The sequence below is a fragment of the Hoeflea phototrophica DFL-43 genome (genome assembly GCF_000154705.2).
In the GTDB taxonomy this organism is placed as follows: Bacteria; Pseudomonadota; Alphaproteobacteria; order Rhizobiales; family Rhizobiaceae; genus Hoeflea; species Hoeflea phototrophica.
The window spans coordinates 66144-91686 of sequence record NZ_CM002917.1 but is presented as its reverse complement, the minus strand read 5'-3'; the positions used below and the strand labels follow the sequence as shown (position 1 = coordinate 91686).

17 protein-coding genes are annotated in these 25543 nt (G+C 59.9%); 8 read left to right on the top strand and 9 right to left on the bottom strand.

The features are described 5' to 3' along the window. Positions 1-24 precede the first annotated feature (24 nt). The 7 genes from HPDFL43_RS00385 to HPDFL43_RS00355 all read right to left on the bottom strand — a co-directional run bounded on the left by HPDFL43_RS00385 (position 25) and on the right by HPDFL43_RS00355 (position 10084). A complete protein-coding gene (locus HPDFL43_RS00385) occupies positions 25-606 on the bottom strand; it encodes an NADPH-dependent FMN reductase (RefSeq protein ID WP_007199563.1) in 582 nt (193 codons plus the stop codon). 152 nt (positions 607-758) lie between these two features. Continuing rightward, positions 759-1349, bottom strand: coding sequence for a phospholipid N-methyltransferase PmtA (pmtA, locus tag HPDFL43_RS00380; RefSeq protein WP_007199562.1), 591 nt, complete (start codon positions 1347-1349; stop codon positions 759-761). 105 nt (positions 1350-1454) lie between these two features. Then, on the bottom strand, positions 1455-2600 hold the full coding sequence (dnaJ, locus tag HPDFL43_RS00375) for a molecular chaperone DnaJ (protein ID WP_007199561.1): 1146 nt from the start codon (positions 2598-2600) through the stop codon (positions 1455-1457). Between the two features lie 184 nt (positions 2601-2784). Continuing rightward, complete coding sequence (locus HPDFL43_RS00370) at positions 2785-3882, bottom strand: acyltransferase family protein (RefSeq protein ID WP_040449444.1); 1098 nt, start codon at positions 3880-3882, stop codon at positions 2785-2787. A 158-nt stretch (positions 3883-4040) separates the two neighbouring features. Continuing rightward, positions 4041-5960 (bottom strand): molecular chaperone DnaK, encoded by a 1920-nt coding sequence (dnaK, locus tag HPDFL43_RS00365; protein ID WP_007199559.1) that lies wholly within the window; start codon positions 5958-5960, stop codon positions 4041-4043. Positions 5961-6277: 317 nt separating this feature from the next. Continuing rightward, positions 6278-8461 carry a transglycosylase domain-containing protein gene (locus HPDFL43_RS00360; protein ID WP_040449443.1) on the bottom strand — a complete coding sequence of 728 codons (2184 nt, stop codon included), beginning with the start codon at positions 8459-8461 and terminating at the stop codon, positions 6278-6280. Between the two features lie 231 nt (positions 8462-8692). Then, a complete protein-coding gene (locus HPDFL43_RS00355) occupies positions 8693-10084 on the bottom strand; it encodes a M20/M25/M40 family metallo-hydrolase (protein ID WP_007199557.1) in 1392 nt (463 codons plus the stop codon). A gap of 375 nt (positions 10085-10459) precedes the next feature. Between HPDFL43_RS00355 and polA the strand changes: the two genes are divergently transcribed. From polA to HPDFL43_RS00320, 7 genes are all read left to right on the top strand, one after another. Next, entirely contained in the window at positions 10460-13402 is a 2943-nt protein-coding gene (gene polA, locus HPDFL43_RS00350; protein ID WP_007199556.1) for a DNA polymerase I, read from the top strand. 255 nt (positions 13403-13657) lie between these two features. Further along, on the top strand, positions 13658-14845 hold the full coding sequence (locus tag HPDFL43_RS00345) for an ABC transporter substrate-binding protein (protein WP_245271161.1): 1188 nt from the start codon (positions 13658-13660) through the stop codon (positions 14843-14845). Positions 14846-14991: 146 nt separating this feature from the next. Continuing rightward, complete coding sequence (locus HPDFL43_RS00340; RefSeq protein WP_007199554.1) at positions 14992-16683, top strand: ABC transporter permease; 1692 nt, start codon at positions 14992-14994, stop codon at positions 16681-16683. A gap of 11 nt (positions 16684-16694) precedes the next feature. Then, positions 16695-17342 carry an ATP-binding cassette domain-containing protein gene (locus HPDFL43_RS00335; RefSeq protein WP_156970143.1) on the top strand — a complete coding sequence of 216 codons (648 nt, stop codon included), beginning with the start codon at positions 16695-16697 and terminating at the stop codon, positions 17340-17342. After that, positions 17339-19804, top strand: coding sequence for an ATP-dependent helicase HrpB (hrpB, locus tag HPDFL43_RS00330; RefSeq protein WP_007199552.1), 2466 nt, complete (start codon positions 17339-17341; stop codon positions 19802-19804). The genes HPDFL43_RS00335 and hrpB overlap by 4 nt, the downstream gene beginning before the upstream one ends. Positions 19805-19847: 43 nt before the next feature. Further along, entirely contained in the window at positions 19848-21188 is a 1341-nt protein-coding gene (locus HPDFL43_RS00325; protein ID WP_007199551.1) for an ActS/PrrB/RegB family redox-sensitive histidine kinase, read from the top strand. 61 nt (positions 21189-21249) lie between these two features. Beyond that, entirely contained in the window at positions 21250-21819 is a 570-nt protein-coding gene (locus tag HPDFL43_RS00320) for an ActR/PrrA/RegA family redox response regulator transcription factor (protein ID WP_007199550.1), read from the top strand. 50 nt (positions 21820-21869) lie between these two features. Here the strand turns inward: HPDFL43_RS00320 and HPDFL43_RS00315 are convergent, their stop codons facing one another. Next, on the bottom strand, positions 21870-22346 hold the full coding sequence (locus tag HPDFL43_RS00315; protein WP_007199549.1) for an MmcB family DNA repair protein: 477 nt from the start codon (positions 22344-22346) through the stop codon (positions 21870-21872). A gap of 206 nt (positions 22347-22552) precedes the next feature. On the opposite strand from HPDFL43_RS00315, the gene HPDFL43_RS00310 reads away from it, so the two are divergent. Then, positions 22553-23206 (top strand): L,D-transpeptidase, encoded by a 654-nt coding sequence (locus tag HPDFL43_RS00310; protein WP_007199548.1) that lies wholly within the window; start codon positions 22553-22555, stop codon positions 23204-23206. Positions 23207-23290: 84 nt separating this feature from the next. On the opposite strand, the gene HPDFL43_RS00305 is transcribed toward HPDFL43_RS00310, so the two are convergent. Continuing rightward, positions 23291-25447, bottom strand: a complete 2157-nt coding sequence (locus tag HPDFL43_RS00305) for a malate synthase G (RefSeq protein ID WP_007199547.1) — start codon at positions 25445-25447, stop codon at positions 23291-23293. Positions 25448-25543 lie beyond the last annotated feature (96 nt).

The following is a 25543-nucleotide window of genomic DNA, read 5'->3' as shown; positions in this document are numbered from 1 at the left end:
GCCCCACGTATCAGATGATTGCCGCTATGCTGTCGATGCCAAGGCGCAATGGGTGATCAGTGAACGGCAGGCACCAACAAGCATGGTGTTGGTGCGTTCATCAATCAGACTGCCCGATTCATCAAACGCACTGGCGGCTCCGCCCACAGAACATTGCTGAGTAATCACCTGTGCGCCGACATTCATCATCACCGAGCGCACGTGATAGAGTCCACGAATGCCCGCAAACTTGCCGTTCGAAGCGGATCCGAGAGCCACGTAGCGGCCGGCCCAGGGCTTGAGCGGCTTGTCCCCATCCTTGGAAATCATGCTGACCCAGTCGATCATATTTTTCAACAGCGGCGGTATCGATGAATTGTACTCAGGACAACACAGGAAAACGCCATCATGAGCAGCGATCAACCGGCCGAGTTTCATGGCGTTTTCAGGAACCCCGGATTCGTTCTTGAGATCCTCGTCAACCAAAGGCAGCGGATAGTCGATCAGCGAAATCCGGGTAACGTCGGCACCTTGCCGCGCCAGCTCGACGGAAGCGGCTGCGGCCAAGGCAGCATTGAAAGAGCCGGACCGGTTGGAACCGGGAAGAACAAGGATTCTTGAGGTCATGGGATCTCCGATTTGGGGACGGCCTGGCAGTCGGGAAAAAGGGCTTGTTTGCCTATATAGGCGTCAAGGTTAAGCCGTAAACAGATGGGCGGGCCATGCTGATCCAACGTGCCTGACATCATCGTCCATACCCCGGGTTTGGAAGGGCGACGCTACGCTCCTCTGCGATAGAGCCAGATCCGCGCCGGGGGGACGTTGCGCATGACGAAGTCATGATGGATGACCTCAAAGCTACCGCTTTGCGCAGGCACCGGTGAGGCCAGCCCGTAGGAGAACTGCACCACCGGCCGGCCGGCGGGCAGGCGATCAAGCAGATCCTCAAGCAGCATCAGCCGGTCAGAGACCGGAAAATTGAGCAGCGGAATGCCGGAAATGACGCAATCAAATTCGAGCTTGCGATTTTCACCAAGTGTCGTGTCCAGGTCAAATGCATTGCCGTGGATAAAGTTGACCCGAGGCAGGTCCAGCATCAGACGCGCATGAAACTCCGCACAAAATTCAACCGACATAAGGTTGGAAGGCTCTACACCGCGATCAAGAATGGCCCGCGTAATCACACCTGTACCGGGACCAAGCTCGAGGACAGGCAAGCCGGAAGCCGGCTCTACAAGAGATGCCATGGAGCGGGCGGCAATGGTGGATGTGGGAAGGATGGCGCCAGTGTTTCTGGGCCCGTTCATCCAGGTTCTGAAAAACCGGATTTCCTCATCAAAGTGTTCTGCAAAACGCCGGGGAAAGTTCATGGTCACGCGAGGTGCCCTCCAAGGTGGCCCCAATACAGCACCGGAAAACCTGTTTCCGGCACCCCAACCCACCCAGTGCATAAGATGTGCTCTGGGGCAGCTGTGTCAATCCGTCAGCGTGTCAAAGAACCCTTTCATCCGCGAAAAGAAGCCGGCCGATTCGGGGCTGTTCTCCTTGGAGGACAGTTCCTGGAACTCTTCCAGCAGCTCACGCTGGCGCTTGGACAGTTTCTGCGGTGTCTCGATTGTGATCCGGATGTAGAGATCTCCGAACTGCGCCGATCGCAACACCGGCATCCCTTTGCCACGCAACCTGAGCTCCTTGCCAGGCTGGGTGCCCTCAGGAACGGTGACACGCGAGCGGGCCCCGTCCATTGTGGTGATGTCGAACTTGCCGCCGAGTGCCGCCGTCGTCATCGAGATCGGGACTGTGCAAAACAGATCAGCGCCTTCGCGCTGGAAAACTGCATGCGGCCGCACCGAGAGGAAAATATACAGGTCTCCGGTCGGCCCGCCGCGCATGCCGGCTTCACCTTCGCCTGCGAGCCGGATCCGGGTTCCGTCCTCGATTCCGGCTGGAATGTTGACCGACAACGAGCGCTCTTCGGTCACCCGCCCCTGACCGGAGCATTTGGTGCACGGGTCGGTGATGGTCTGGCCACGTCCGTGGCACGTTGGACAGGTACGCTCGATGGAGAAGAAGCCTTGCGCAGCACGAACACGTCCCGATCCACCGCAGGTGGAACAGGTCGAAGGCTGGGTGCCGGGCTTCGCGCCCGATCCGGTGCACGTATCGCAAGTGATTGAGGTCGGAACACGGATCTGCGCTGTCTTGCCGGCATAGGCCTCTTCCAGAGAGATCTCCATGTTGTAGCGCAGATCTGCTCCACGCTCGCGCCCGCCGGATGAACGACGGCCGCGGCCACCCCCCATCATCTCGCCGAAGATGTCCTCGAAGATATCGGAGAATCCGCCGCCACCGCCGGCACCGAACCCACCTCCGCCCATGCCGCCGGGGCCACCCTGCTCGAAGGCAGCATGGCCAAAACGGTCATAGGCCGCGCGCTTCTGGGGGTCCTTCAAGAACTCGTAAGCCTCGTTGATCTCCTTGAACTTGCGTTCGGCATCAGCGTCGTCCGGATTCTTGTCCGGATGGTATTTCATGGCAAGCTTGCGGAAAGCGCTCTTGAGCTCTTTCTCGTCGGCGCCGCGCGCCACACCAAGCGTTTCATAGAAGTCTGGCTTGGCCATTGTATCCGTTATCTCTTTTCCGGGGCGTCCAGCAGATGAACCGTGAGGCAACCGGGACGCAGAAGACTCTTGTTGTTTGAAGCCGCGAACAAGCGGGCAGGACTTTTGCTTTGAGCGAGATGTAGTCATTGACTGGAAAAATTTCCAGCCCCGGCAATGAAAGGATGGAAGATATTGCCGTGTTTCAGGCTGTTTTCCGCTCCAGGACACGCTCTGACCAAGCTTTCGTCAGGGATCTCTCAATCCATTTGCCAGCCGGCCGCTCAAGGTAACGGGCTGAGTACAATGCAACCATGATTGTTGCCAGTGCAGGAATCGGCATGAACAGCCAGAAAAGGAGCGGGTCGTCGATACCAAGAATGCGGTTCCAGATCAGCGAATAGGCGAAGAGTTCAATCACAGGATGCCAAAGGTAGATCCCGAAGGACACAGCCATCACGGACGCGGCAGGATTCAACCAGGCGGTTTCATCGCCACCTGTTTTATCCGCAAGAGCGGCCAGAACGATGGCAACGCCAAAGAGCCCGAGGATAAGATAGATGTTCGCATCTGAGAACATGGCGACGAAAACCAGGCCCAAAATACTCCATGCCAAGAGCTGGCTATGGCGCGGCACGTCCAATTGCCGTGCAATGGCGCACAGCATTGCTCCAAACACAAAGTCTGCGGCAATACGATAGGCAGCCCAAAGCTTGGTGTTGAACCAGAAGTCGTATTTTTCCGTCGCCCCCCGATCGAGGAATTCGAGGATCGCGACGAAGAATGCCAACAGCAAGGCAAGCCCCCAAACCCGTCCCGACGAGAAAGCGAACAGCACCAGTGGGAACAGAAGATAGGCAAACCATTCCCCGGACAAAGACCAGGACACATAATTGAAGGTCAGCTCCGAATTGACGCCCCACGCCTGTAGCAAAAGCAGATTCGAGGGCAGCGCCATCAGATTGTAGCGGCTGTCCGCACCCTGTGACGACAGCAGTCCCGCATGGATGGCAATGGCAAACAGGACAAAGACGGACAATGTCGCTAAATGCAGCGGATACAGCCGCGCCAGACGCTTGATCAGAAAGCGGACGTAGTGGTCCCGGTCGTTCCTCATGGCTCCGTAATGCTCGAAGATCAGGAACCCTGACATTATGAAGAACATGTCGAGCAAAGGAAGCATATGCTCGAACCAGTCCGTAATCGGATCAGGGTTGGGGGCATGATGGGCGAAATGATAAGCCATCACGAGCAACGCAGCCAGCAAGCGCCATGCGCCAAACAACCGATAGTTCTGTTTCATCCCGCCCGCCTCACCAATCATTCTATGAGCAAACCGGGTCTGTAGATCAGAAAAGGATCACAAAACAAGCAACCGCTGCGAACTTTCGTCTGTTAGTATTAACGCGAAAAGGGTGCCCTTCCGGGCACCCTCTGACTGTTTTCTGCGCTTATTGATACTTAGGCCGACTTCTTCTGATCGTCGTCGTCCTTGACCTCTTCGAAGTCTGCGTCGACGACCTTGTCGTCGGAGCCACCCTCGGCACCGTCCTCGGCTTCAGCTTCGGCCTGGTTTTGCTCGTACATCGCCTGGCCAAGCTTCATCGACACTTCCATCAGTGTCTGGCTCTTGGCCTGAATGTCCTCTGCGTCCGGCTCTTCAGCTTCCACTGCAGCCTTCAATGCGGCAATGGCATTGGCAATCGCAGTGCGATCTTCTTCGGAGACCTTGTCGCCATAGTCCTTGAGCGACTGCTCCGAGGAATGGACCAGACTTTCGCCCTGGTTCTTGGCTTCCACCACAGCGCGACGCTTCTTATCGGCCTCGGCGTTGGTTTCAGCTTCCTTGATCATCGCCTCGATGTCGCTGTCGGACAGGCCGCCAGAGGCCTGAATGCGGATCTGGTGCTCCTTGCCGGTGCCCTTGTCCTTGGCCGACACGTTGACGATGCCATTGGCATCGATGTCGAAGGTGACCTCGATCTGCGGCACGCCACGCGGTGCGGGCGGGATACCGACCAGATCGAACTGACCCAGCATCTTGTTGTCGGCAGCCATTTCACGCTCGCCCTGGAAGACCCGGATCGTCACCGCATTCTGGTTGTCTTCAGCGGTGGAGAAAACCTGGGACTTCTTGGTCGGGATCGTGGTGTTGCGGTCGATCAGGCGGGTGAAGACACCGCCAAGCGTTTCGATTCCGAGCGACAGCGGGGTCACATCGAGAAGCAGCACGTCCTTGACGTCACCCTGGAGAACGCCGGCCTGGATGGCAGCACCCATGGCAACAACTTCATCCGGGTTCACGCCCTTATGCGGATCCTTGCCGAAGAACTGCTTCACCACTTCCTGGATCTTGGGCATGCGGGTCATGCCGCCAACCAGCACCACTTCGTCGATTTCTGCAGCCTGCAGACCGGCGTCCTTGAGCGCGGCCTTGCACGGCGCGATGGTGCGCTGGACAAAATCGTCGACAAGGCTTTCGAACTTCGACCGGGTCAGCTTCAATGTCAGGTGCTTCGGACCGGACGCATCAGCGGTGATGAAGGGCAGGTTGATTTCGGTCTGCGATGCCGAAGACAGCTCGATCTTGGCTTTTTCGGCAGCTTCCTTGAGGCGCTGCAGCGCGAGCTTGTCCTTCTTCAGATCAATGCCCTGATCCTTCTTGAATTCGTCGGCCAGATAGCCGACCAGGCGCATGTCGAAGTCTTCACCGCCCAGGAAGGTGTCGCCATTGGTCGACTTCACTTCAAAGACGCCATCGCCGATTTCGAGAATGGAGACGTCGAAGGTGCCGCCGCCAAGGTCGTAGACTGCAATCGTCTTGCCTTCGGTCTTGTCCAGACCATAGGCCAGTGCAGCAGCTGTCGGCTCGTTGATGATGCGGAGCACTTCAAGTCCGGCAATCTTGCCGGCGTCCTTGGTGGCCTGCCGCTGGGCGTCGTTGAAGTAGGCAGGAACGGTGATAACGGCCTTGTCGACGCTCTCACCAAGATAGGATTCGGCGGTTTCCTTCATCTTCTGAAGGATCATGGCCGAGATCTGTGCAGGCGAATAGCTCTCGCCATTTGCTTCGACCCAGGCATCGCCATTGTCGCCACGGCTGATCTTGAAGGGGACAAGTTCCTTGTCCTTGGTCACGGCCTTGTCTTCGTAGCGGCGGCCGATAAGGCGCTTGACTGCAAAAAGGGTGTTTTCCGGGTTGGTGACCGCCTGTCGTTTGGCCGGCTGGCCGACCAGACGCTCACCATCTTCACTAAATGCCACCATCGAGGGCGTGGTACGGGAGCCTTCCGCGTTTTCGATCACGCGGGCATCCTTGCCATCCATCACTGCGACGCACGAATTGGTGGTTCCGAGGTCGATTCCGATTACTTTCGCCATGTTACTTTCTCCTTGAAGCGAGCTGCCGGGACCCGGTCAGGCGTTCCATTCGACAGCCCCTAACGGGACAATACTAAGAAGCGGACGGCATGATTTTCCATGTCTTGTCCGTTTGCGCTGCCTGGGCACAGTCTGTTTCCATAACACTGATGCCGGAAGCGTTGGGGGGTATATAAGAATGTCACTTCCAGACTGCAAGCGCCCGCAACAGGTCTGATTATTGATGACGGCCTGTTTTTTGGATCAAACCGCACTTTTTTGAAGCGCGGTAGACCGCTTCTCCGGGATTGGAGGACAATGCGCCCGCTGTCCCGGCCCTAGTTCCCCATAAGGATATCGAGAAGGGTTGTGCGGGGAGCATTGCCACCGGGTTGCGGCGAGACCCCCACATCAGCCGGCGGGACCAGCGGGCTGTCTCCGGTCGCTCCAGTCGAATCACGCGACAAGGGGATGGGAATCAGATCGCGCATCAGGCCTGCCACCGGATCATCCTCAGCTATCGATGAGCCTCCAATCGATACCGGTGGAACCGGACCGGCAAGCGGCAAGCGCACTGCCGGCAAACCCTTGTGAGCGGCCTGCATGAAGGTTTTCCAGGTTTGGGCCGGAAGCGCGCCACCGGTAACCTTTTTCATCGGCGCACCATTATCGTTTCCGAACCACACCCCTGTTGCCAGGTTTGCCGTGTATCCGACGAACAGGGCATCGCGGAATGACTGGCTGGTGCCGGTCTTGCCTGCTGCCATCCAGCCATCCAGTCCGGCCTTCTTGCCTGTGCCTTCACTGACGACACGAACCAGCATCTGGTTCATCATTGCGGCAACCAGTGGATCAATCACCCGAGGCGGATTGTCATAGGTGTTCTCGTAAAGCACCTTTCCATCCTGGGTGGAGACGCGGCGGATCACGTGCGGTGTGGCCTTGTAGCCGCCATTCATGAATGGGGCATAGGCCGCCGTGAGCTCCATCAGGGTAACTTCGGAGGTTCCCAGCGCGATCGAGGCGTTGGCTTTCATATCGGCTTCGATGCCCAGCCGCCGGGCTGTCTGCACCACCGTTTTGGGTCCGACCTCCATCGCCAGTTGCGCCGCCACAGTGTTGAGCGAAAAGGTCAGCGCATCCGACAGCGTGACCGCGCCGCGGTACTTGCCATCGTAGTTTTCCGGCGTCCATTTGCCGATCCTGACCGGCGCATCATTGCGCACCGAGAGGGGCGTCCGGCCTTGTTCGAGCGCCGCGGCGTAGACGAAAGGCTTGAAGGCCGAACCCGGCTGCCGTTTGGCCTCGGTGGCACGGTCAAACTGGCTGGTCGCATATTCACGGCCTCCAATCAGCGCCCGCACCGCACCGGTTCCATCAACCGAAACCAGCGCACCCTGGCTGACTGCAAGCTTCGCACCATTGGCCTCAAGGCTCGCACGCAAGGCTTTTTCGGCCTCGCGCTGTAGGTGGAAATCAATGGTGGTGTCGACCACCAGATCCTCAGTCACGGGTCCCACCAGATCGGGCAGCCGTTTCATGACCATATCAGCCACATAATTTTCTGATCCGGTCCAATAGCTTTTGGCCCGGATTTGCGGACTGGTCAGTGCGGTGGCAATTTCACGGTCGGAGACGACGCCATGTTCGCGCATGGCTGCAAGAACCACCTGCGCGCGCTCTTCCGCACCTTTCGGATTCCGCGCCGGCGACAGCCGGGACGGCGCCTTGAGAAGACCGGCAAGCAGCGCTGCCTCGGCCAGCGTCACATCACGGGCCGGTTTGCGGAAATAGCGACGCGACGCTGCTTCGACACCATAGGCGCCGGAACCGAAGAAGACCCGGTTGAGATACATTTCAAGGATCTGATCCTTGGCGAACTTATGCTCGAGCCAAAGCGACAAAAGCACTTCCTGAACTTTTCGCTCAATTGTGCGCTCGGGCGACAGGAACAGGTTCTTGGCCAATTGCTGAGTCAGCGTCGAACCGCCCTGGACCATTCGACCAGCGCTCACATTGGCCACCATGGCGCGGGCCAGTCCGATCGGATCAACGCCGAAATGCGAGTAGAAGCGGCGGTCCTCGATGGCAATCACCGCTTGCGGAATGTAGGGCGACATGTCGCCCAGAAGCACCGCCTCACCACCGGTTGCGCCGCGATTTGCCATGACCTCGCCACGAACCGAAACGATCTTGACGTTGGGTGGGCGATCAGGGATCGACCAGGTGGCCGCACTTGGCATGCGGGCACCGTAATAGGCCACCACACCGGCAATGGCGATGCCGCCCCAGATGGCCAGCACGAAACTCCAATAGATCAAGCTACGAAACGCGCGGCCCAGGCGGCTTCGACCATTACGAGCCTTGGGCTTGCGCGCTTTGGAAGCCGGTTTCTTGCGGCGTTTGGCCGGTGCAGATTTGCCGGCGACACGCTCGTCAGCGACGGTCCGCTTTGCCGATTTCGATCTGGTCTTTTCAAAAGACGGTTCGATGCGGCTTTGTGGGGTGATCTTGCGCGGCATGAAAGGTCCGGGTTCCGTTTCGGGCGGGTCTCGACCCGGATCGTTTGCGCAGCAAGTGGCAACCGCGCGCAACATCCGGTGTTTGACATCGCCGCAATGCCGGAACCGGAGGCCTGTCCCGTTCTGGCACCGCAAGGCGACTGCAAAACACCCTAAATGCGACGATTTAAGGGGTGGTTAAGGAATTTCATATGATGGCGCCGCAAACCAAAGCAGCGTCATACGCTCCGGTCACTTCCGCGAGAGCGCATCCAGAATGCGCACCCAGGACCGTATTCCGCCTGCAAATGAAGTCAGATCATATTTCTCGTTGGGTGAGTGAATCCGGTCATCTGTCAGGCCGAAGCCACACAGCATGGACTGAAGTCCCAGAATGTTCTGGAAATCCCCGACAATCGGAATGGAACCGCCCATGCCGATCATCACAGCCGGGTTCGGCCACTCGTCGGTGAGCGCGTTGCGCGCTTTGGTGACAACCGGAGAATCAAACGGCAGCTGGATCGCCGGCGAACCGCCATGCGGGGCAAAGCTGGCGCTGCAATCGGCTGGGAGCCGCGCCTCGACATGGGCGCGGAATGCGGCACGGATCTGGTCAGGATCCTGCTTCCCGACAAGCCGGAAGGAAACCTTTGCCGAGGCCTCGGCGGCGATCACGGTCTTGAAGCCCTCACCGGTGTAGCCGCCCCACATGCCGTTGACTTCCGCAGTGGGCCGCGCCCAGGTCTGCTCGAGCACCGACCGCCCGGTCTCGCCTGCGGGAACCGACAGACCAACCTCTCCCAGAAAGCTTTCGGCCGTCTTGCCGAGACTCTCCCAGCTCGCGAGAATCTGTGCAGGGGTGTCCGTTACGCCATCATAAAAACCTTCAAGCGTCACCCGGCCGGTTTCGCCATGAAGATCGGCGAGGATCTTCGACAAGATATGCAGTGGATTGGCCGCAGCACCGCCAAACAGACCCGAATGCAGGTCACGGTCTGCGGCATGGATGGTGACTTGCTCGCCGACCAGTCCGCGAAGCCCGACCGAGATCGCCGGTGTTTTCGCGTCCCACATCCCGGTGTCGCAGACCAGTGCGCATTCCGCTTTCAGCTCCTCCGCATTGGCCTTGAGGAACGGCCTGAGCGAGGGGGAACCGGACTCTTCCTCGCCCTCAAACAGGATGGTGATTCGGCAGGGCAACGCTCCCGAGACGGCCTTCCAGGCGCGGCAGGCCTCGACAAATGTCATCAGCTGACCCTTGTCATCGGCCGCACCCCGGCCGGTGATTGCCTTGCGGCCCGGTTCGATTTGCTTGATTGCAGGCTCGAACGGCGGGTCGGTCCACAGATCCAGCGGATCGACCGGCTGCACATCATAATGGCCATAGAAAAGATAATGCGGTGCATCGGGCGTGGCGCCATCGTGATGGGCGACGACCATCGGATGGCCGGGGGTGTCACGCAGGCTGGCATCAAAGCCCAGACCATTGAGTTCATCGACAAGCCATTGCCCGGCGCGGCGGCATTCAGGAGCATAGGCGGGGTCGGTTGAAATCGACTGGATGCGCAACAGCCCGAACAGTCTCTCGAGACTCGCGTCGAGATTGGCATCGGCTGCGGAAAGGACGGCATTGAGGTCTGTCATGGAAGGATCCAAGCTCCGGGATGGGGAATCAGAAGCGGTGATCTTAGAACCCTGCTGCGGCAAAAGAAAAGCCGCCATGGCCGGAGGGGAAGGGCCATGGCGGCATATTGGCAGGACAAGGACCATAAGAGGGGGCGGGGAGGCCCTTGTCCTTCGTCTGGAAGCGGCGGGGGACGAGCCGAAAAATCCAGACAACGGCTTGTTAGTGCGCCGATGATTGGGAGTTGGCGTTCAGATTATGGCTTTTCAAGGACACGAAGTGTTTCCAAAGATTACAATTTGGTAACCATTTCGTGAGCAGCGGCCTGCACCAATCGGCATCGCAACCCAAAACCATGATGGACCTTGCGCCAGCTGCGCGCTAATCCTTGCGCCATGAAAAAAGGTGATCATCTCTTTCTCGTCGACGGTTCGGGCTATATTTTCCGTGCTTATCATGCGCTTCCACCGCTGACACGCAAGTCTGACGGCCTGCCGGTTGGCGCGGTGTCTGGCTTTTGCAACATGCTTTGGAAGCTGGTGTCAGAGGCACGCGACACGTCCGTGGGCGTGACACCAACCCATTTCGCGGTGATTTTCGACCATTCGTCAAAAACCTTCCGCAACGAGCTTTATCCGGAATACAAGGCCAACCGCTCGGCGCCGCCCGAGGATCTGGTGCCGCAATTCGCCGTGATTCGCGAGGCAACCCGTGCCTTTGACCTGCCCTGCATCGAGATGGAGGGTTTCGAGGCCGACGATCTGATCGCCACCTATGCACGGCTCGCGCGTGAAGCTGGCGCAGATGTGACCGTGATCTCGTCGGACAAGGATCTGATGCAGCTCGTCGGCCCGCAGGTGTCGATGTATGACAGCATGAAGGACCGGCAGATCGGTGTCCCGGAGGTCATCGAGAAATGGGGCGTGCCGCCCGAAAAGATGATCGACCTGCAGGCGCTGACCGGTGATTCGGTCGACAACGTGCCAGGCATCCCGGGGATCGGGCCAAAAACCGCCGCACAGCTGATCGAGCAATTCGGCGATCTGGACACGCTGCTCGAGCGTGCCGGTGAGATCAAGCAGAACAAGCGGCGCGAGAACATTGTCGAGTTCGCCGACAAGGCACGGATTTCGCGTGAACTGGTTCGATTAAGAGATGACGTCGAGGTTTCCGAGAAGCTTGGAGAGCTGGTGCTCAACCCGCTTAACGGACCGAAGCTGGTTGCCTTCCTCAAGGGCATGGAATTCACCTCGCTGACACGGCGGGTGGCTGACGCGACCGACACCGATGCCAGTGCGGTGGATGCCGCGGACGTGGCCGTTGACGCGGCCGCCGAGATGCGCGGGCCCGATCTTGATCCCGGCGATGCGGCGAATGCGGCAGTCACCGCAACCGGCCAGAATGACGATACGCCTCAGGGCCTCGCCAAGCGGCGCGCGGCAGAAGCGGGTTCAGCCAAGATCGACACAACGGCTTACGAGACCCTGAGCGACATTGAGCAACTCAAGGCCTGGTGCGCCATGGCACGCGAGACCGGTGTCGTCGCTTTCGACACTGAAACCACCTCGCTTGATGCGATGCAGGCCGAACTTGTGGGTTTTTCATTGGCCGTTCCGGAGGCTGCACCCGATACCGGTGAGCTGAAGGTGCGCGCCTGCTACGCGCCGCTGGCCCACTCCAACGGGGTTGGCGATCTGCTTGGCGGCGGCGGCCTGCAGCCGGGCCAGATGCCGGTGCGAGCCGCACTTGATGAACTCAAGGCGCTGCTCGAGGAGCCCGCGGTTCTCAAGATCGGACAGAACCTTAAATACGACATGCTGGTGATGGCGCAGCACAACATCGAAATAAAGAGTTTCGATGACACCATGCTTTTGTCCTATGTGCTCGATGCGGGCCAGGGTGGCCATGGCATGGATGCTCTTTCGGAGCGCTGGCTGGGCCACAAGACAATCGGCTACAAAGACGTGACCGGCTCGGGCAAAAGCGCGATTCCGTTTGCGCAAGTGGCCATCGACAAGGCAACCGCTTATGCGGCCGAGGACGCCGAGGTAACCCTCAGGCTGTGGCATGCCCTGAAAGTACGGCTGGTTTCTGAAGGCATGACAAGCGTCTACGAGCGGCTTGAGCGCCCGCTGGCGCCGGTTCTGATGCGTATGGAGCAACGCGGCATTAGAGTTGACCGGCAGATCCTGTCGCGGCTGTCGGGCGAACTGGCCCAGGGCGCAGCAGCTCTCGAAGCGGAAATTCAGGAGCTGGCAGGGGAAAACTTCAATGTCGGATCGCCCAAACAGCTGGGCGAGATCCTGTTTGACAAGATGAGCCTGCCGGGTGGCTCGAAAACCAAGACCGGGCAGTGGTCGACATCCGCCCAGGCGCTTGAGGACCTGGCGGCCGCCGGACATGAGCTGCCGCGCAAGATCGTCGACTGGCGGCAGCTGACCAAGCTTAAATCCACCTACACCGATGCGCTTCCGGGCTTCATCAACCCCGAGACCAAGCGGGTGCATACGTCCTTTGCGATGGCGGCGACAACAACCGGTCGGCTGTCCTCATCCGACCCCAACATTCAGAACATTCCGGTACGCACGGCGGAAGGGCGCAAGATCCGAACCGCGTTCGTTGCCGAACCGGGCAATGTGTTGATTTCGGCTGACTACAGCCAGATCGAACTGCGGGTGCTTGCCCATGTCGCCAACATTCCACAGCTCACACAGGCCTTCGCCGACGGGGTGGACATCCACGCGATGACCGCCTCGGAAATGTTTGGCGTGCCGATCGAGGGCATGCCTTCAGAGGTTCGTCGCAGGGCCAAGGCGATCAATTTCGGCATTATTTACGGGATCTCCGCCTTTGGCCTCGCCAACCAGCTCAGCATCGAGCGTTCCGAGGCCGGAGACTACATCCGCAAGTATTTCGAGCGGTTCCCGGGCATCAAGGACTACATGGACGCCACCAAGGCAGAGGCCAAGGAGAATGGCTATGTGACGACCATATTTGGCCGCCGCGCCCATTACCCGGAAATCCGATCCTCCAACCCGCAGGTCCGTGCCTTCAATGAGCGGGCAGCAATCAATGCGCCGATCCAGGGCTCTGCTGCCGACATCATCCGCCGCGCGATGGTGCGCATGGAACCAGCGCTTGAAGCGGCCGGAATGCAGGCGCGCATGCTGTTGCAGGTTCATGATGAACTGATCTTCGAGACCGCGGAAGCGGATGCGGACAAGATCATTCCTGTGATAGTCGAGGTGATGGAGAACGCCGCCATGCCAGCCATCGACATGGCGGTGCCACTGCAGGTCGACGCGCGTGCGGCCAAGAACTGGGACCAAGCGCACTGATGACGTTGGGAACCGCCGCGCGCGCTGGCGGCCGTTTTGCAAGGTGTTTGTCCAACCGGATCCCGACCGTCATCACGGCGCTTGCAGCCCACAGCAGCCTTCACACATGCGAATCACCAAATTGTGACGCTGTTGAAAGGCCGCGACAATTGACGGAAATCTGCCCCTGTGGTGTTTGGCCCTGCAGTTTGCTTTTTGGTGAGGACTTTCATGATCAAGATTTCGACCTTCTTTGCTGGCGTTTTGACCGCCGCCATGGCGTTGTCCCAACCAGCTCTGGCCGCTGATCCGGATCCGCGGAACTGGGATGCCGTGCTAGAGGAAGCGCGCGGCCAGACCGTTTATTTCAATGCCTGGGGCGGCTCGGAAAACATCAACAGCTATATCGACTGGGCCGGCAGCACGCTCAAGGAGCGCTACGGGGTCAATGTGGTTCACGTAAAGCTCGATGACACGGCGAATGCCGTGGCAAAGGTTCTGGCGGAAAAGGCGACCGGGAAGAACGAAGGCGGATCGGTCGATCTCATCTGGATCAATGGCGAGAATTTCGCCTCGATGAAACGGCAGGAATTGCTGATGTCGCCGGACTGGACCACCGGCCTGCCCAACTGGGCCTATGTCGACCATGAGAACAAGCCGACAATTCTGACTGATTTCACCATTCCCACCGACGGACTCGAGAGCCCGTGGGGCGGTGCCAAGCTGGTGTTCTTCCATGACACCGCGCGCACACCCGCTGACAGTGTTCCCCAGTCCTCGGCCGATCTTCTGAAATGGGCCCAGGAAAATCCAGGACGCTTTTCCTATCCGCAACCGCCGGATTTCATCGGCTCGTCATTTCTCAAGCAGGTGCTTTCGGAAGTCATCGTCGACAAATCCAAACTCTCAAAGCCGGTTGATGATGCAAGTTTTGCAGAAGACGCCGCGCCGCTGTTTGCCTATCTTGATGCGTTGCACCCAAATCTTTGGCGCAGCGGCAAGGCCTATCCGCAGAATTATCCCGACATGAAGCAGAAGCTGGCCGATGGCGAGCTCGACATCATCTTCGCCTTCAACCCTTCCGAGGCTTCGGCGGGTATCGCAGCGGGCGAACTGCCCGATACCGTGCGTTCCTTCACCTATCCCGCAGGTACACTCGGCAACACGCATTTTGTCGCCATCCCGTACAATGCAGCAGCCAAGGCAGGCGCGCTGGTGCTGGCTGATTTCCTGATTTCGCCGGAAGCGCAGGCACGCAAGCAGGATCCGGCAATCTGGGGCGACCCGACCGTGCTGTCCATGGACAAGCTTTCGGATGAAGACCGCGCCGCGTTCGACGCGCTGGATCTGGGCATCGCCACCCTCAAGCCCGACGAACTCGGCCCGGCACTTGATGAGCCCCATCCCGATTGGATGGAGCGGATCGAGGGTGAGTGGGTTCGCCGCTATGGTGCGGCCAACTGAGACCGGCGCGCTGGCACGGCGACCGTCATGACAGCCAAAGGATGCCGCGGCATCCCGGGCCTTGCGCCATATAATCCGACCCGCCGCTTCTGGTTTGGTTATGTGGTGTATGCTGACCTCATGGCACATGACGGAGCACCCAGGAGATGAAGGTGGGCGGTGTCCGCCTGGCGCGAGTGGCGCCGCCGCTCACGCTCGCCGTCCTTCTGGGGCCGTTGGTCTTCGGGCTCGCGGGAACCGCGCTTCCCGCGTTTGGCTACCTGCCGGAGCTGGGCGGCGAGCATTTCACCACAGAGCATTTCGGCGTGCTTGGCGCACAGCCTGGAATCGCCCGCTCGGCGCTGCTGTCGATCCTGATCGGGCTGGTCACCACGCTGATTTCGCTCGGCACCGTGGCGGCCTTTGTCGCCAGCGATCTGGGAACAACGACCTTCTCGCGGGTGCGCCGGCTGATCTCGCCATTGCTGTCGGTGCCCCACGCCGCGGCGGCTTTCGGGCTGGCCTTCATGATTGCACCGTCAGGCATGATCATGCGGCTGATCTCACCATGGGCCACCGGGCTTGACCGGCCCCCCGACCTGCTGATCGTCAACGACCCGATGGCACTGTCGATGATGGCCGGGTTGATCGTCAAGGAAATCCCGTTCCTGTTTCTGGTGACACTGGCAGCTCTGCCACAGACCCGGCACTCCGAGACCATGCGGCTGGGACGTTCGCTCGGCTATGGCCGGATCGCCAGCTTTACATTCCTCCTGTGGCCGCCACTCTACCGGCAGATCCGGCTCGCAGTGTTCGCCGTGGTGGCCTATGCGACATCGGTGGTTGATGTGGCACTGATCCTGGGGCCGCACCTGCCGCCCACCCTGCCGGTCCGGTTGATTGACTGGATGAACGATCCCAATCTTGAAACCCGGTTTCTGGCATCGGCCGGCGCGGTGATGCAATTGAGCGTCACCCTTGCCGCACTGCTGATCTGGGTTGTGATCGAACGCATCGGCGCTCTGGCTGTGTGCCTTGTCCGCGACAGAGGGGCGCGCATGCGCCGGGACCTGATTGTTCGAATCCTGGCACGGCTAATGATGTCGAGCTCGGCGCTTGTGGTGTTTGGCGGAATTGCGATCCTGGCGCTTTGGTCTGTTTCCGGGCTTTGGCAGTTCCCCGATGCCTTGCCTGCGAACTTCAGTATGCGATCGTGGATGCAGGCCATGCCAAGGATGAGTGGACCGCTTGCAACCACGCTGGCCGTGGCCGGTCTGTCGACGTTGATCGCCCTGGTTCTGACCATCCTGTGCCTGGAACGTGAATATGAAACCGGGCGCGGGCGCGACGCTCTGCTGCTGATCTATCTTCCCCTGATCGTGCCGCAGATCTCCTTCATGTTCGGGCTGCAGGTGCTTTCAATCTGGCTCGGTGTCGACGCGAGCTTCGGCGCGCTGGTGCTGGCCCATCTGGTGTTTGTCCTTCCATATGTCTTCCTTTCGCTCAGCGACCCGTGGCGCGCCCATGACCGGCGGCACGACCAGATCGCGGCCGGGCTCGGCATAAGCCGGGGCCGGGCGCTTCTGCACATCAGACTGCCGATGCTCACACGCGCGATCTTGACCGCAGCCGCGGTCGGGTTTTCGGTTTCAGTGGGCCAGTATCTGCCAACCCTGCTGATCGGCGCCGGCCGTCTGACCACGGTTACGACGGAGGCCGTGGCGCTGGCTGCGGGCGGCAACCGCAGGGTGATTGGCGTTTATGCCTTCATGCAGACACTGCTGCCATTTATCGCCTTCGCCATTGCAATGGGGCTGCCAGGCTTGATATTCCGCAACCGGCGCGGTTTGCGGGTGTAATGATGAACAGCATGACAGACAATCAGGGACTGGTTCTGGACCATGTGCGCATCGCGCTTGAAGGCCGGGAGCTCGTTTCGATCAGTGCCCGGATAAGGTGCGGCGAAACGCTGACGGTAATGGGACCCTCCGGATCAGGCAAATCGACGCTTCTGGCTTATCTCGGCGGTTTTCTCGACCCGGCTTTTACCGCAAGCGGTGGTGTTTATGTTGATGGTATCGATCTGATTGCCCTTGAGGCAGAGAAGCGTCATGCCGGCATCCTGTTTCAGGACCCGCTGCTGTTTCCCCATCTCAGTGTCGCCGACAACATTGCGATTGCAATCCCGGACACGGTGCGCGGACGCAAGCAACGCCGGGCCATGGCCGAGGCGGCGCTTGAGGATGCAGGCCTTGCGGGGTTCGGAAACAGCGATCCGGACACCCTTTCAGGCGGGCAGAAGGCAAGGGTGGCGCTGCAACGGGTCTTGCTGTCGCAACCCAGACTGCTGCTGCTCGACGAGCCGTTTTCCAAGCTTGATGCCCATCTGCGTGACCAGACCCGGCAGATGGTGTTCTCCAAGGCGCGCTGCGCAGGCCTGCCGGTTGTGCTGGTCACCCATGATGAGGCCGACGCGGGCGCTGCGGGCGGAGAAGTCCACAGGGTTGGCCAATCGTGAACGGGATTGCCGCGCGTTTCGCCAGCCTGCCGGTCTGTGACGTCCTGCCGGCGCTGTGCGAGGCGCTGACACATCACTCGCGCGCTGTTCTCGCTGCCCCGCCGGGAGCCGGCAAGACGACTCTCGCTCCGCTGGTCTTTCGCGAACAAGGCTGGCTTGAAGGCAAGATCATCCTGATCGAACCCCGCAGGCTCGCCGCGCGCGCCGCCGCACGGCGGATGGCTGCAATGCTCGGCGAAGAGGTCGGCGCGACGGTGGGCTACCGTATGCGGCTCGACACCAGGGTCTCACGCAACACCCGCATCGAAGTGGTCACCGAAGGCGTGTTCACCCGCATGGCGCTGGAATCGCCGGATCTTGAAGGCATAGGATGCGTGATCTTTGACGAGTTCCACGAACGCGCCCTGGAGGCCGATTTCGGCCTGGCGCTGGCGCTCGATATCCAGTCCGGACTGCGCGAGGATCTGCGCATTGTGGTGATGTCTGCAACGCTTGATACGACCCGGGTTGCGACCCTGCTTGAAAATTGCCCGGTGATAGAGAGCCAGGGCCGGAGCCATCCGGTCGAGATCCGGCATCTGGACCGCACTGCAGGTGAACGCATAGAGCTCAGCATGACCCGTGCGATCGAGACCCTGCACCGTGCAGAGAGCGGTTCGATTCTCGCATTTCTGCCGGGCCAGGGCGAAATCAAGCGGGTGGAACAGGCGCTTGAGAGCCGATTGGGGCCTGAGACAGATGTGCAGCCGCTTTATGGCGGGCTTGGATCGGGCGAACAGGATGCCGCGATCCGCCCGGCGCCGAAGGGGCGGCGCAAGGTGGTGCTGGCGACCACAGTCGCGGAAAGTTCGATCACGATTGATGGTGTGCGCATCGTCATCGACAGCGGCCTTGTGCGGCAACCGGTCTATGAGCCATCGACCGGCATCACAAGGCTCGAAACCGTGCGCGCGTCGCGCGCGTCCGCTGATCAACGGGCAGGCCGTGCCGGACGCACCGAACCAGGCATTGCCGTCAGGCTCTGGAGGGAAGAGCAGGGCAAGGCGCTGCCTGCCTTTGCAACACCTCAGATCCTGGCGAGCGATCTTGCCTCGATGGTGCTCGATTGCATAGCCTGGGGTGTCTCCGACCCGCGTGAACTACGCTTTATCGATGGGCCGCCCGGCCCGGCGATCGAGGAGGCCCGCAGCCTTCTCACCGGTCTTGGGGCAATTGATGCGAAAGGTGTGCTGACACCACGTGGCCAGCAGATGCGGGCGCTGGCGCTGCCGCCACGACTGGCCGCCATGGTGGTTGCCGGGCGCGAGCAGGGCGTTGGGCAGGCCGCAGCAGAACTGGCGGTTCTGCTCACAGAACAGGGGCTTGGCGGCACCGCAACGGACCTCGACGTCCGCTGGCAGCGCTTTCGCAGTGACCGCAGTCCGCGGGCATCGGCGGCGCGCTCGCTGGCCGGGCGCCTGGCCGGAGCCGGACGCAAAGCGGAGCGTTCCGAAATGCCGGGGGCCGCAGGACTGCTCGCCACCGCCTTTCCGGACCGGGTCGCGAAACAGCGGGGCGGGCGCGGGCAATTCGTGCTTGCCAATGGGCGTGGTGCGGTGATTGACGAAACAGATCGGCTGGCCGGCGCAGGTTACATCGTGGTGGCCGATCTGAGCGGCAAGGCCCAGGCGGCGCGGGTTCTCGCCGCAGCCGAACTGGCAGGGTCTGAACTCGACGAGCTTCTGGCCGATCGGGCAGAAACAAAGCAGGAATGCGTCTTTGACGAGGCGAGCGGCGCAGTTCGGGCGCGGCGTGTCACCCGGCTTGGTGCAATCACGCTTGCCGAAGCGCCGCTGCCAAAGCCCGAAACTTCTGAGGCAATGGCCGCACTTTGTGCCGGGATTCGCAAGCTGGGGCTCAGGTGCCTGCCTTTTTCGGCTGCTGGGCAGCAATTGCGAGATCGAATCGGCTTTCTGCACCAAAGCCTTGGTGACCCATGGCCGGATGTATCAGATGCAGCCTTGCTGGACAGTCTCGAAACCTGGTTCGCGCCGTTTCAGCCGGGAATTACGGCGCTGAAGACCATTGACCGAGACGGACTTCATCAGGGCTTGCTGTCACTTTGCGCACCTGGCGCCCAAACGGAGATCAACCGTCTGGCGCCGACTCACTACGAGGCACCCACCGGATCACGGCTTCCGGTCCGTTATGGTGAGGAAGGACCGGTGGTGGCGATCCGGGTGCAGGAGTTGTTCGGTCTGTCTGGGCATCCCTCAATCGGTGGCGGGCGGTTGCCGCTGACGCTGGAATTGCTGTCGCCGGCGCAGCGCCCGATCCAGACCACGCGAGATCTTCCCGGTTTCTGGAAGGGGTCATGGGCTGATGTCCGCAGCGAGATGCGCGGCCGGTATCCACGCCATCCCTGGCCCGAAAACCCAGGCGAGGCGGAGCCGACACGGCGGGCCAAACCGCGCACCCGGTGAAAAACCATTGCCGCGCCTTGCAACAGCAGAGTAAATCAGGCGCATGACAGTTTTTCCGCCCTTTCTTGAAGACCAATCGCTTCGCCACCGCCTGCGGCTGCAAACGCTGACCCGGCTGCGCTGGCTGGCAGTTGCAGGCCAGAGCCTCGCAGTTGTCATTATCGCTCATGGCTACGGTTTCGAGTTTCCCGAGGCGCTGTGTTTTGCGTTGATCGCCTGTTCGGCCTGGCTCAATGTGTTTTTGTCGGTACGGTTTCCCGCGGCCCACCGGCTGCCGCCGCTTGGGGCCATGGCGGTGCTGTCCTTCGACGTTCTGCAGCTTTCAGGCCTGCTGTTCATGACCGGAGGCCTTGCCAATCCCTTCTCGGTTCTGCTGTGCGTCCCGGTGATCATCTCGTCAGCATCTCAACCGGTGCGGCATACGGTCGGCCTGGGTGCGCTTTCGGTGGCAGCGGTGACGCTGCTTGCCTTCTATTCACTGCCGCTGCCCTGGTATCCCGACAGTGATTTCGAGGTTCCGTTTCTGCTGATCGTCGGAGCCTGGATTGCCATCGTTTCAACGACGGTTTTTGCGGCTGTCTATGCCTATCAGGTTTCTGCAGAGGCCACTCAGCTCGCAGATGCGCTGGTTGCAACTGAGCTGGTGCTGCAGCGTGAGCAACATCTTTCTGCACTCGACGGCCTGGCGGCAGCGGCGGCACATGAACTGGGAACGCCGCTTGCCACGATCTCAGTGGTGGCACGGGAAATGGAAAAGGCTTTGGCGAGTGACCCGCGATTCGCTGATGACATAATGCTGTTGCGCAGCCAGAGCGAACGCTGCCGCGATATCCTGCGGCGCCTGACCACTCTTTCGACCCAGGACGAGGTCCATATGGCGCGGTTGCCACTTGGATCATTGATCGAAGAGATCATTGCACCACACCGGGAGTTCGGCATCGCGATCGAGGTGGTGAGTGGCGACAGTGATTTGAAGGAGCCTGTGGGCCGGCGCAATCCCGGCATCATTTTCGGCCTTGGCAATCTGATCGAAAACGCTGTCGATTTCGCAGACAGTCAGGTCACGGTGACCGTGTCGCATGATGCAGACCGGGTCAGCATCACTATTGATGATGACGGCCCCGGATTTGCGCCCGATGTGCTGACCCAGATCGGTGTCCCGTTCATGAACAGGCGCAGCCGGCTGGACAGGGAGAAAGCCGGGGGGTTGGGCCTCGGCCTGTTCATCGCCAAGACCCTGCTCGAGCGTTCGGGGGCGACCCTTTCTTTTGCGAATCGGCCGCTCCCGGCCACCGGCGCACATGTACAAGTCAGATGGCCAAGAGAGAAAATGGACGTCCTGGGTGCGGATTCCAGCCGGATTGCACCGACTGGAACTGGATAAATCGCACGAACGCATTAAATCGAGTAGGAGAGAATGCGTTTTAGCGCCCTTGAGGTGAAATATGACCAGCGACACTGCCAATCTGACAGAAACCCAGTCCATCGGACCGGATGCATCGCTCCTGCTTGTCGATGATGACGGACCGTTTCTGCGACGACTTGCCCGCGCTATGGAAGCGCGTGGCTTTGCAGTCGACATTGCCGAGACCGTCGCTGAAGGCCTCGCCAAGGCACGCCATCATCCACCCAAATATGCAGTGGTCGACATGCGGCTGCAGGATGGAAACGGGCTCGATGTCATCGAAGCGATCCGTGAGCGGCGCGACGACACCCGGATCATCGTGCTGACCGGTTATGGCAATATTGCGACCGCGGTGACTGCGGTAAAGTTGGGGGCAATCGACTACCTTGCAAAGCCCGCCGATGCCGACGAGGTGTTTGCTGCCCTGACCCGCAAACCCGGTGAGCGGGCTGAGGTGCCCGAAAATCCGATGTCCGCAGACCGGGTTCGCTGGGAGCATATCCAGCGGGTTTATGAAATGTGCGAACGCAATGTGTCCGAGACCGCGCGGCGGCTGAACATGCATCGACGCACGCTGCAACGCATACTCGCCAAGCGTGCACCTCGCTGAGGATCCCCGCCGTTCAAGCATGGATCGCGCATCTCTGACAGAGATGCCCTTCAGATCGGGTTGGCTGACAATTCGGCTTGAAGCAGACGGTCTGCCGCAGCGCGAGCAAAACGCAGCAGCACCGCTTTTCTTGAAGCCGCCGCCAGCCGATGCTCAGGCGCCTCGCGCAACAGATCCGCGGACCAGCCATCGGATACGATCAAACCGCAGTCTTCGGGAAACAGCTCTGGCGGAACGCCGGAGTGGGTGGCGAAGAACAACCGGTCGCAATGCGCCCGATAGTCGGGCCATTTCCGGTCTGATCTAAAATCCTCGACCGAGGACTTGATCTCAACGATCCAGATTTCACCCTTATCGTTGAGCGCCATGAGGTCGGCCCGGCGCCCCGAGGCAAGTGCAATCTCCGGCACCATCGAGAGCCGCAGATCCGAAAAAAATCGCTGCACCCCGCGACGCACCATCATTGCCCGGTCCGATTGACGTCCGTCGATCAGCGGATTGTCGTTGTGTGGCGAGACGATTGGCATTACCAATAGGTGGCACGGCAGTCGGCTGATCGCAACGCACGGCGGCTTCTTTGTTGCACAAAAGCAATGCGTGATGACAAAGCGGGACCCTTGGCCATGTTTTTCGAAAAAGCCGATTGCATGGTTAAGATTTGTTTAAAATAAAACGGGTCAAGGTGCGCGCGAATCAAATGGCGCAATTTCCTTCGCTTCGGAAGAGACCATCTATGACACCTCGTTTTCTGCTTACCCTCGTTGGCATGATCGCTGCGCTTGCGCTTGCAGGCTGCTCAAGCTCTCAGGACGGTGTTTCAGGCACCACGACGCAAATCTTCACGTCCGAATATGGCAGTGTGAAGGATGCCGGATACAGGATTCCGGCAGTCCCGATCAGCAAGGTCAAAGATCGTTATCATCGTCAGATTGTGAGCTACCGCACGCTGGAAAAGCCGGGAACGATCATTGTCGATACACCCAACCGCTATCTCTATTTCGTTTTGCCGGGCCGGAAAGCCGTCCGCTACGGAATCGGCGTCGGCAAAGCTGGATTTGCCTGGGAAGGCGAAGCCTATATCGCATGGAAACAGGCCTGGCCGAAATGGACACCGCCAAAGGAGATGATTGAGCGCAAGCCGGAACTGGCGCGCTATGGCAAGGATGGCATGAAGCCAGGTCTGAGCAATCCGCTCGGCGCCCGCGCCCTCTATCTCTTCAACGAAGATGGCGAGGATACGCTGTTCCGCTTGCATGGCACACCGGAGTGGAACTCGATCGGAACGGCAGCCTCATCAGGCTGCATCCGGTTGATGAACCAGGACATCATCGACCTTTATGACCGGGTTCGTCCAGGCAGAGGCGCCAAGGTTGTCGTCAAGCAGTAAGCGTCTGCGATACTCATGTAAAAAACCGCCCGATGCGAACCGGGCGGTTTTTTTGTGGAGACGATGCAATCAGCCAGGAGCGGCTCAGGCAATATTCGCCTTGAACTCAAGGCGGCGGCGGTGAAGCACAGGCTCGGTGTAGCCATTGGGCTGTTCACGGCCTGCCAACACAAGTTCGAGTGCTGCCTGGAACGCCACTGAGCCGTCAAAATCAGCCGCCATCGGCCGGTAAGCCGGATCACCGACATTCTGGCCGTCCACCACCTCGGCCATGCGCTTCATGGTCTCAACAATCTGCTCACGGCTGACAATGCCATGGTGCATCCAGTTGGCCATGTGCTGGGCCGAGATCCTGAGCGTGGCACGGTCTTCCATAAGGCCGACATTGTTGATGTCGGGGACCTTTGAGCAACCGACACCCTGATCGATCCAGCGCACCACATATCCGAGAATGCCCTGGGCATTGTTGTCGATCTCAAGCTGGATCTCTTCCTGGGTCCAGTTCGGTTTGCGCGCCACTGGGATGGACAGGATGTCATCGAGGCTGGCGCGTTTGCGCGACCGCAGTCCGGCCTGAACATCGGCGACATTGACCTTGTGGTAATGCGTGGCGTGCAGCGTGGCTGCGGTCGGTGAGGGAACCCATGCGGTGTTGGCCCCGGCCTTGGGATGGCCAATCTTCTGTTCAAGCATGGCCTCCATCATATCCGGCATGGCCCACATGCCCTTGCCGATCTGGGCGTGGCCGGCAAGACCACATTCAAGACCAATGTCCACATTCCAGTTTTCATAGGCTGCGATCCATGCCGCCTGCTTCATGTCGCCCTTGCGAATCATCGGCCCGGCTTCCATGGAGGTGTGGATCTCGTCGCCAGTACGGTCGAGGAAGCCGGTGTTGATGAACACCACCCGTTGACTTGCAGCCCGGATGCATTCCTTGAGGTTGACGGTGGTGCGGCGCTCCTCGTCCATGATGCCCATCTTGATGGTGTTGGGCTTCATGCCGAGTGCAGCTTCGACGCGGCCGAAAATCTCGACGGCAAAAGCCACTTCTTCCGGACCGTGCATCTTCGGTTTGACCACATACATCGATCCGGTGGCGGAGTTTGCGCGACGACCATTGGGACCGATGTCATGAAGCGCAATCAAACCGGTCATGAAGGCATCCATGATGCCCTCGGGAACCTCATTTCCGTCAGCATCATGGATGGCCGGGTTGGTCATCAGATGGCCGACATTGCGGATCAGCATCAAGGAACGGCCCTTGAGGGTCGCAGGCTTGCCGTCACGGGCTGTGAAATCGATGTCGCCATTGAGGCGGCGAACAAAACTCTTGCCGCCTTTGTGCACTTCCTCTTCGAGATCACCCTTCATAAGGCCAAGCCAGTTGCGGTAAACCAGCACCTTGTCCTCGGCATCGACGGCTGCAATCGAATCCTCGCAGTCCATGATGGCGGTGACAGCAGATTCCAGAGAAATGTCGCCGATGCCGGCGGGATCGGTCTTGCCGATCACGCTGCCGGGGTCCACGAACACAACCGCATGCAGGCCGTTCTTGAGGAAATAGAGCCGGTAGGCGTTGTCGCTCTCGCGCTTGAAGCCGGTGTATTGAGCCGGGTCAGCCAGAGCCGTCTCACCTGCTGCGGTCTTGATTTTCAGTTCGCCGCTTTCGAAGTCGAAACCGGTCACATCGGCCCATTTGGCGTTGCCGAGCGGAACGCTGTCGTCGAGGAAGGACTTGGACCATGCAATCACGCGTGCGCCACGTGCCTGGTCATATCCACCCGCCTGAGGCAGGTCGCCGAGTGCATCGGTGCCGTAAAGCGCATCATAGAGCGAGCCCCAGCGGGCGTTTGCAGCGTTGAGCGCAAAGCGCGCGTTCATAACAGGCACGACAAGCTGCGGACCGGCAATCGATGCGATTTCAGGATCGACATTCTCGGTAGAAACCCGGACTTCGCCACCCTCTGGCAGCAGATAGCCAATCGATGTGAGGAAGTCCTTGTAGACATCCAGATCCACCGGCGCACCGTGTTCGCGGTGCCAGGCGTCGATCTTCTCCTGCAACTCATCGCGCTTGGCGAGCAGCGCGCGGTTTTTCGGCGCCAGTTCAGCGATGGCAGTGCCAAGTGCCTCAAAGAACCGGGCTGCCTCGACACCCGTGCCGGGCAAGGCCTCATTGACGATGAATTCATGCAAGTCGGCGCTGATTTTCAGGCCATTTGTCTCAATTCTGTTCACGCTCGGTCTCCGTTTGTCGGGCGAAATCCAGTCCGCCAAAATGTGGCCGGAACCTGACGTGCCCTTGATTGCCTGTCAATTCATCTAAGGTGCAAA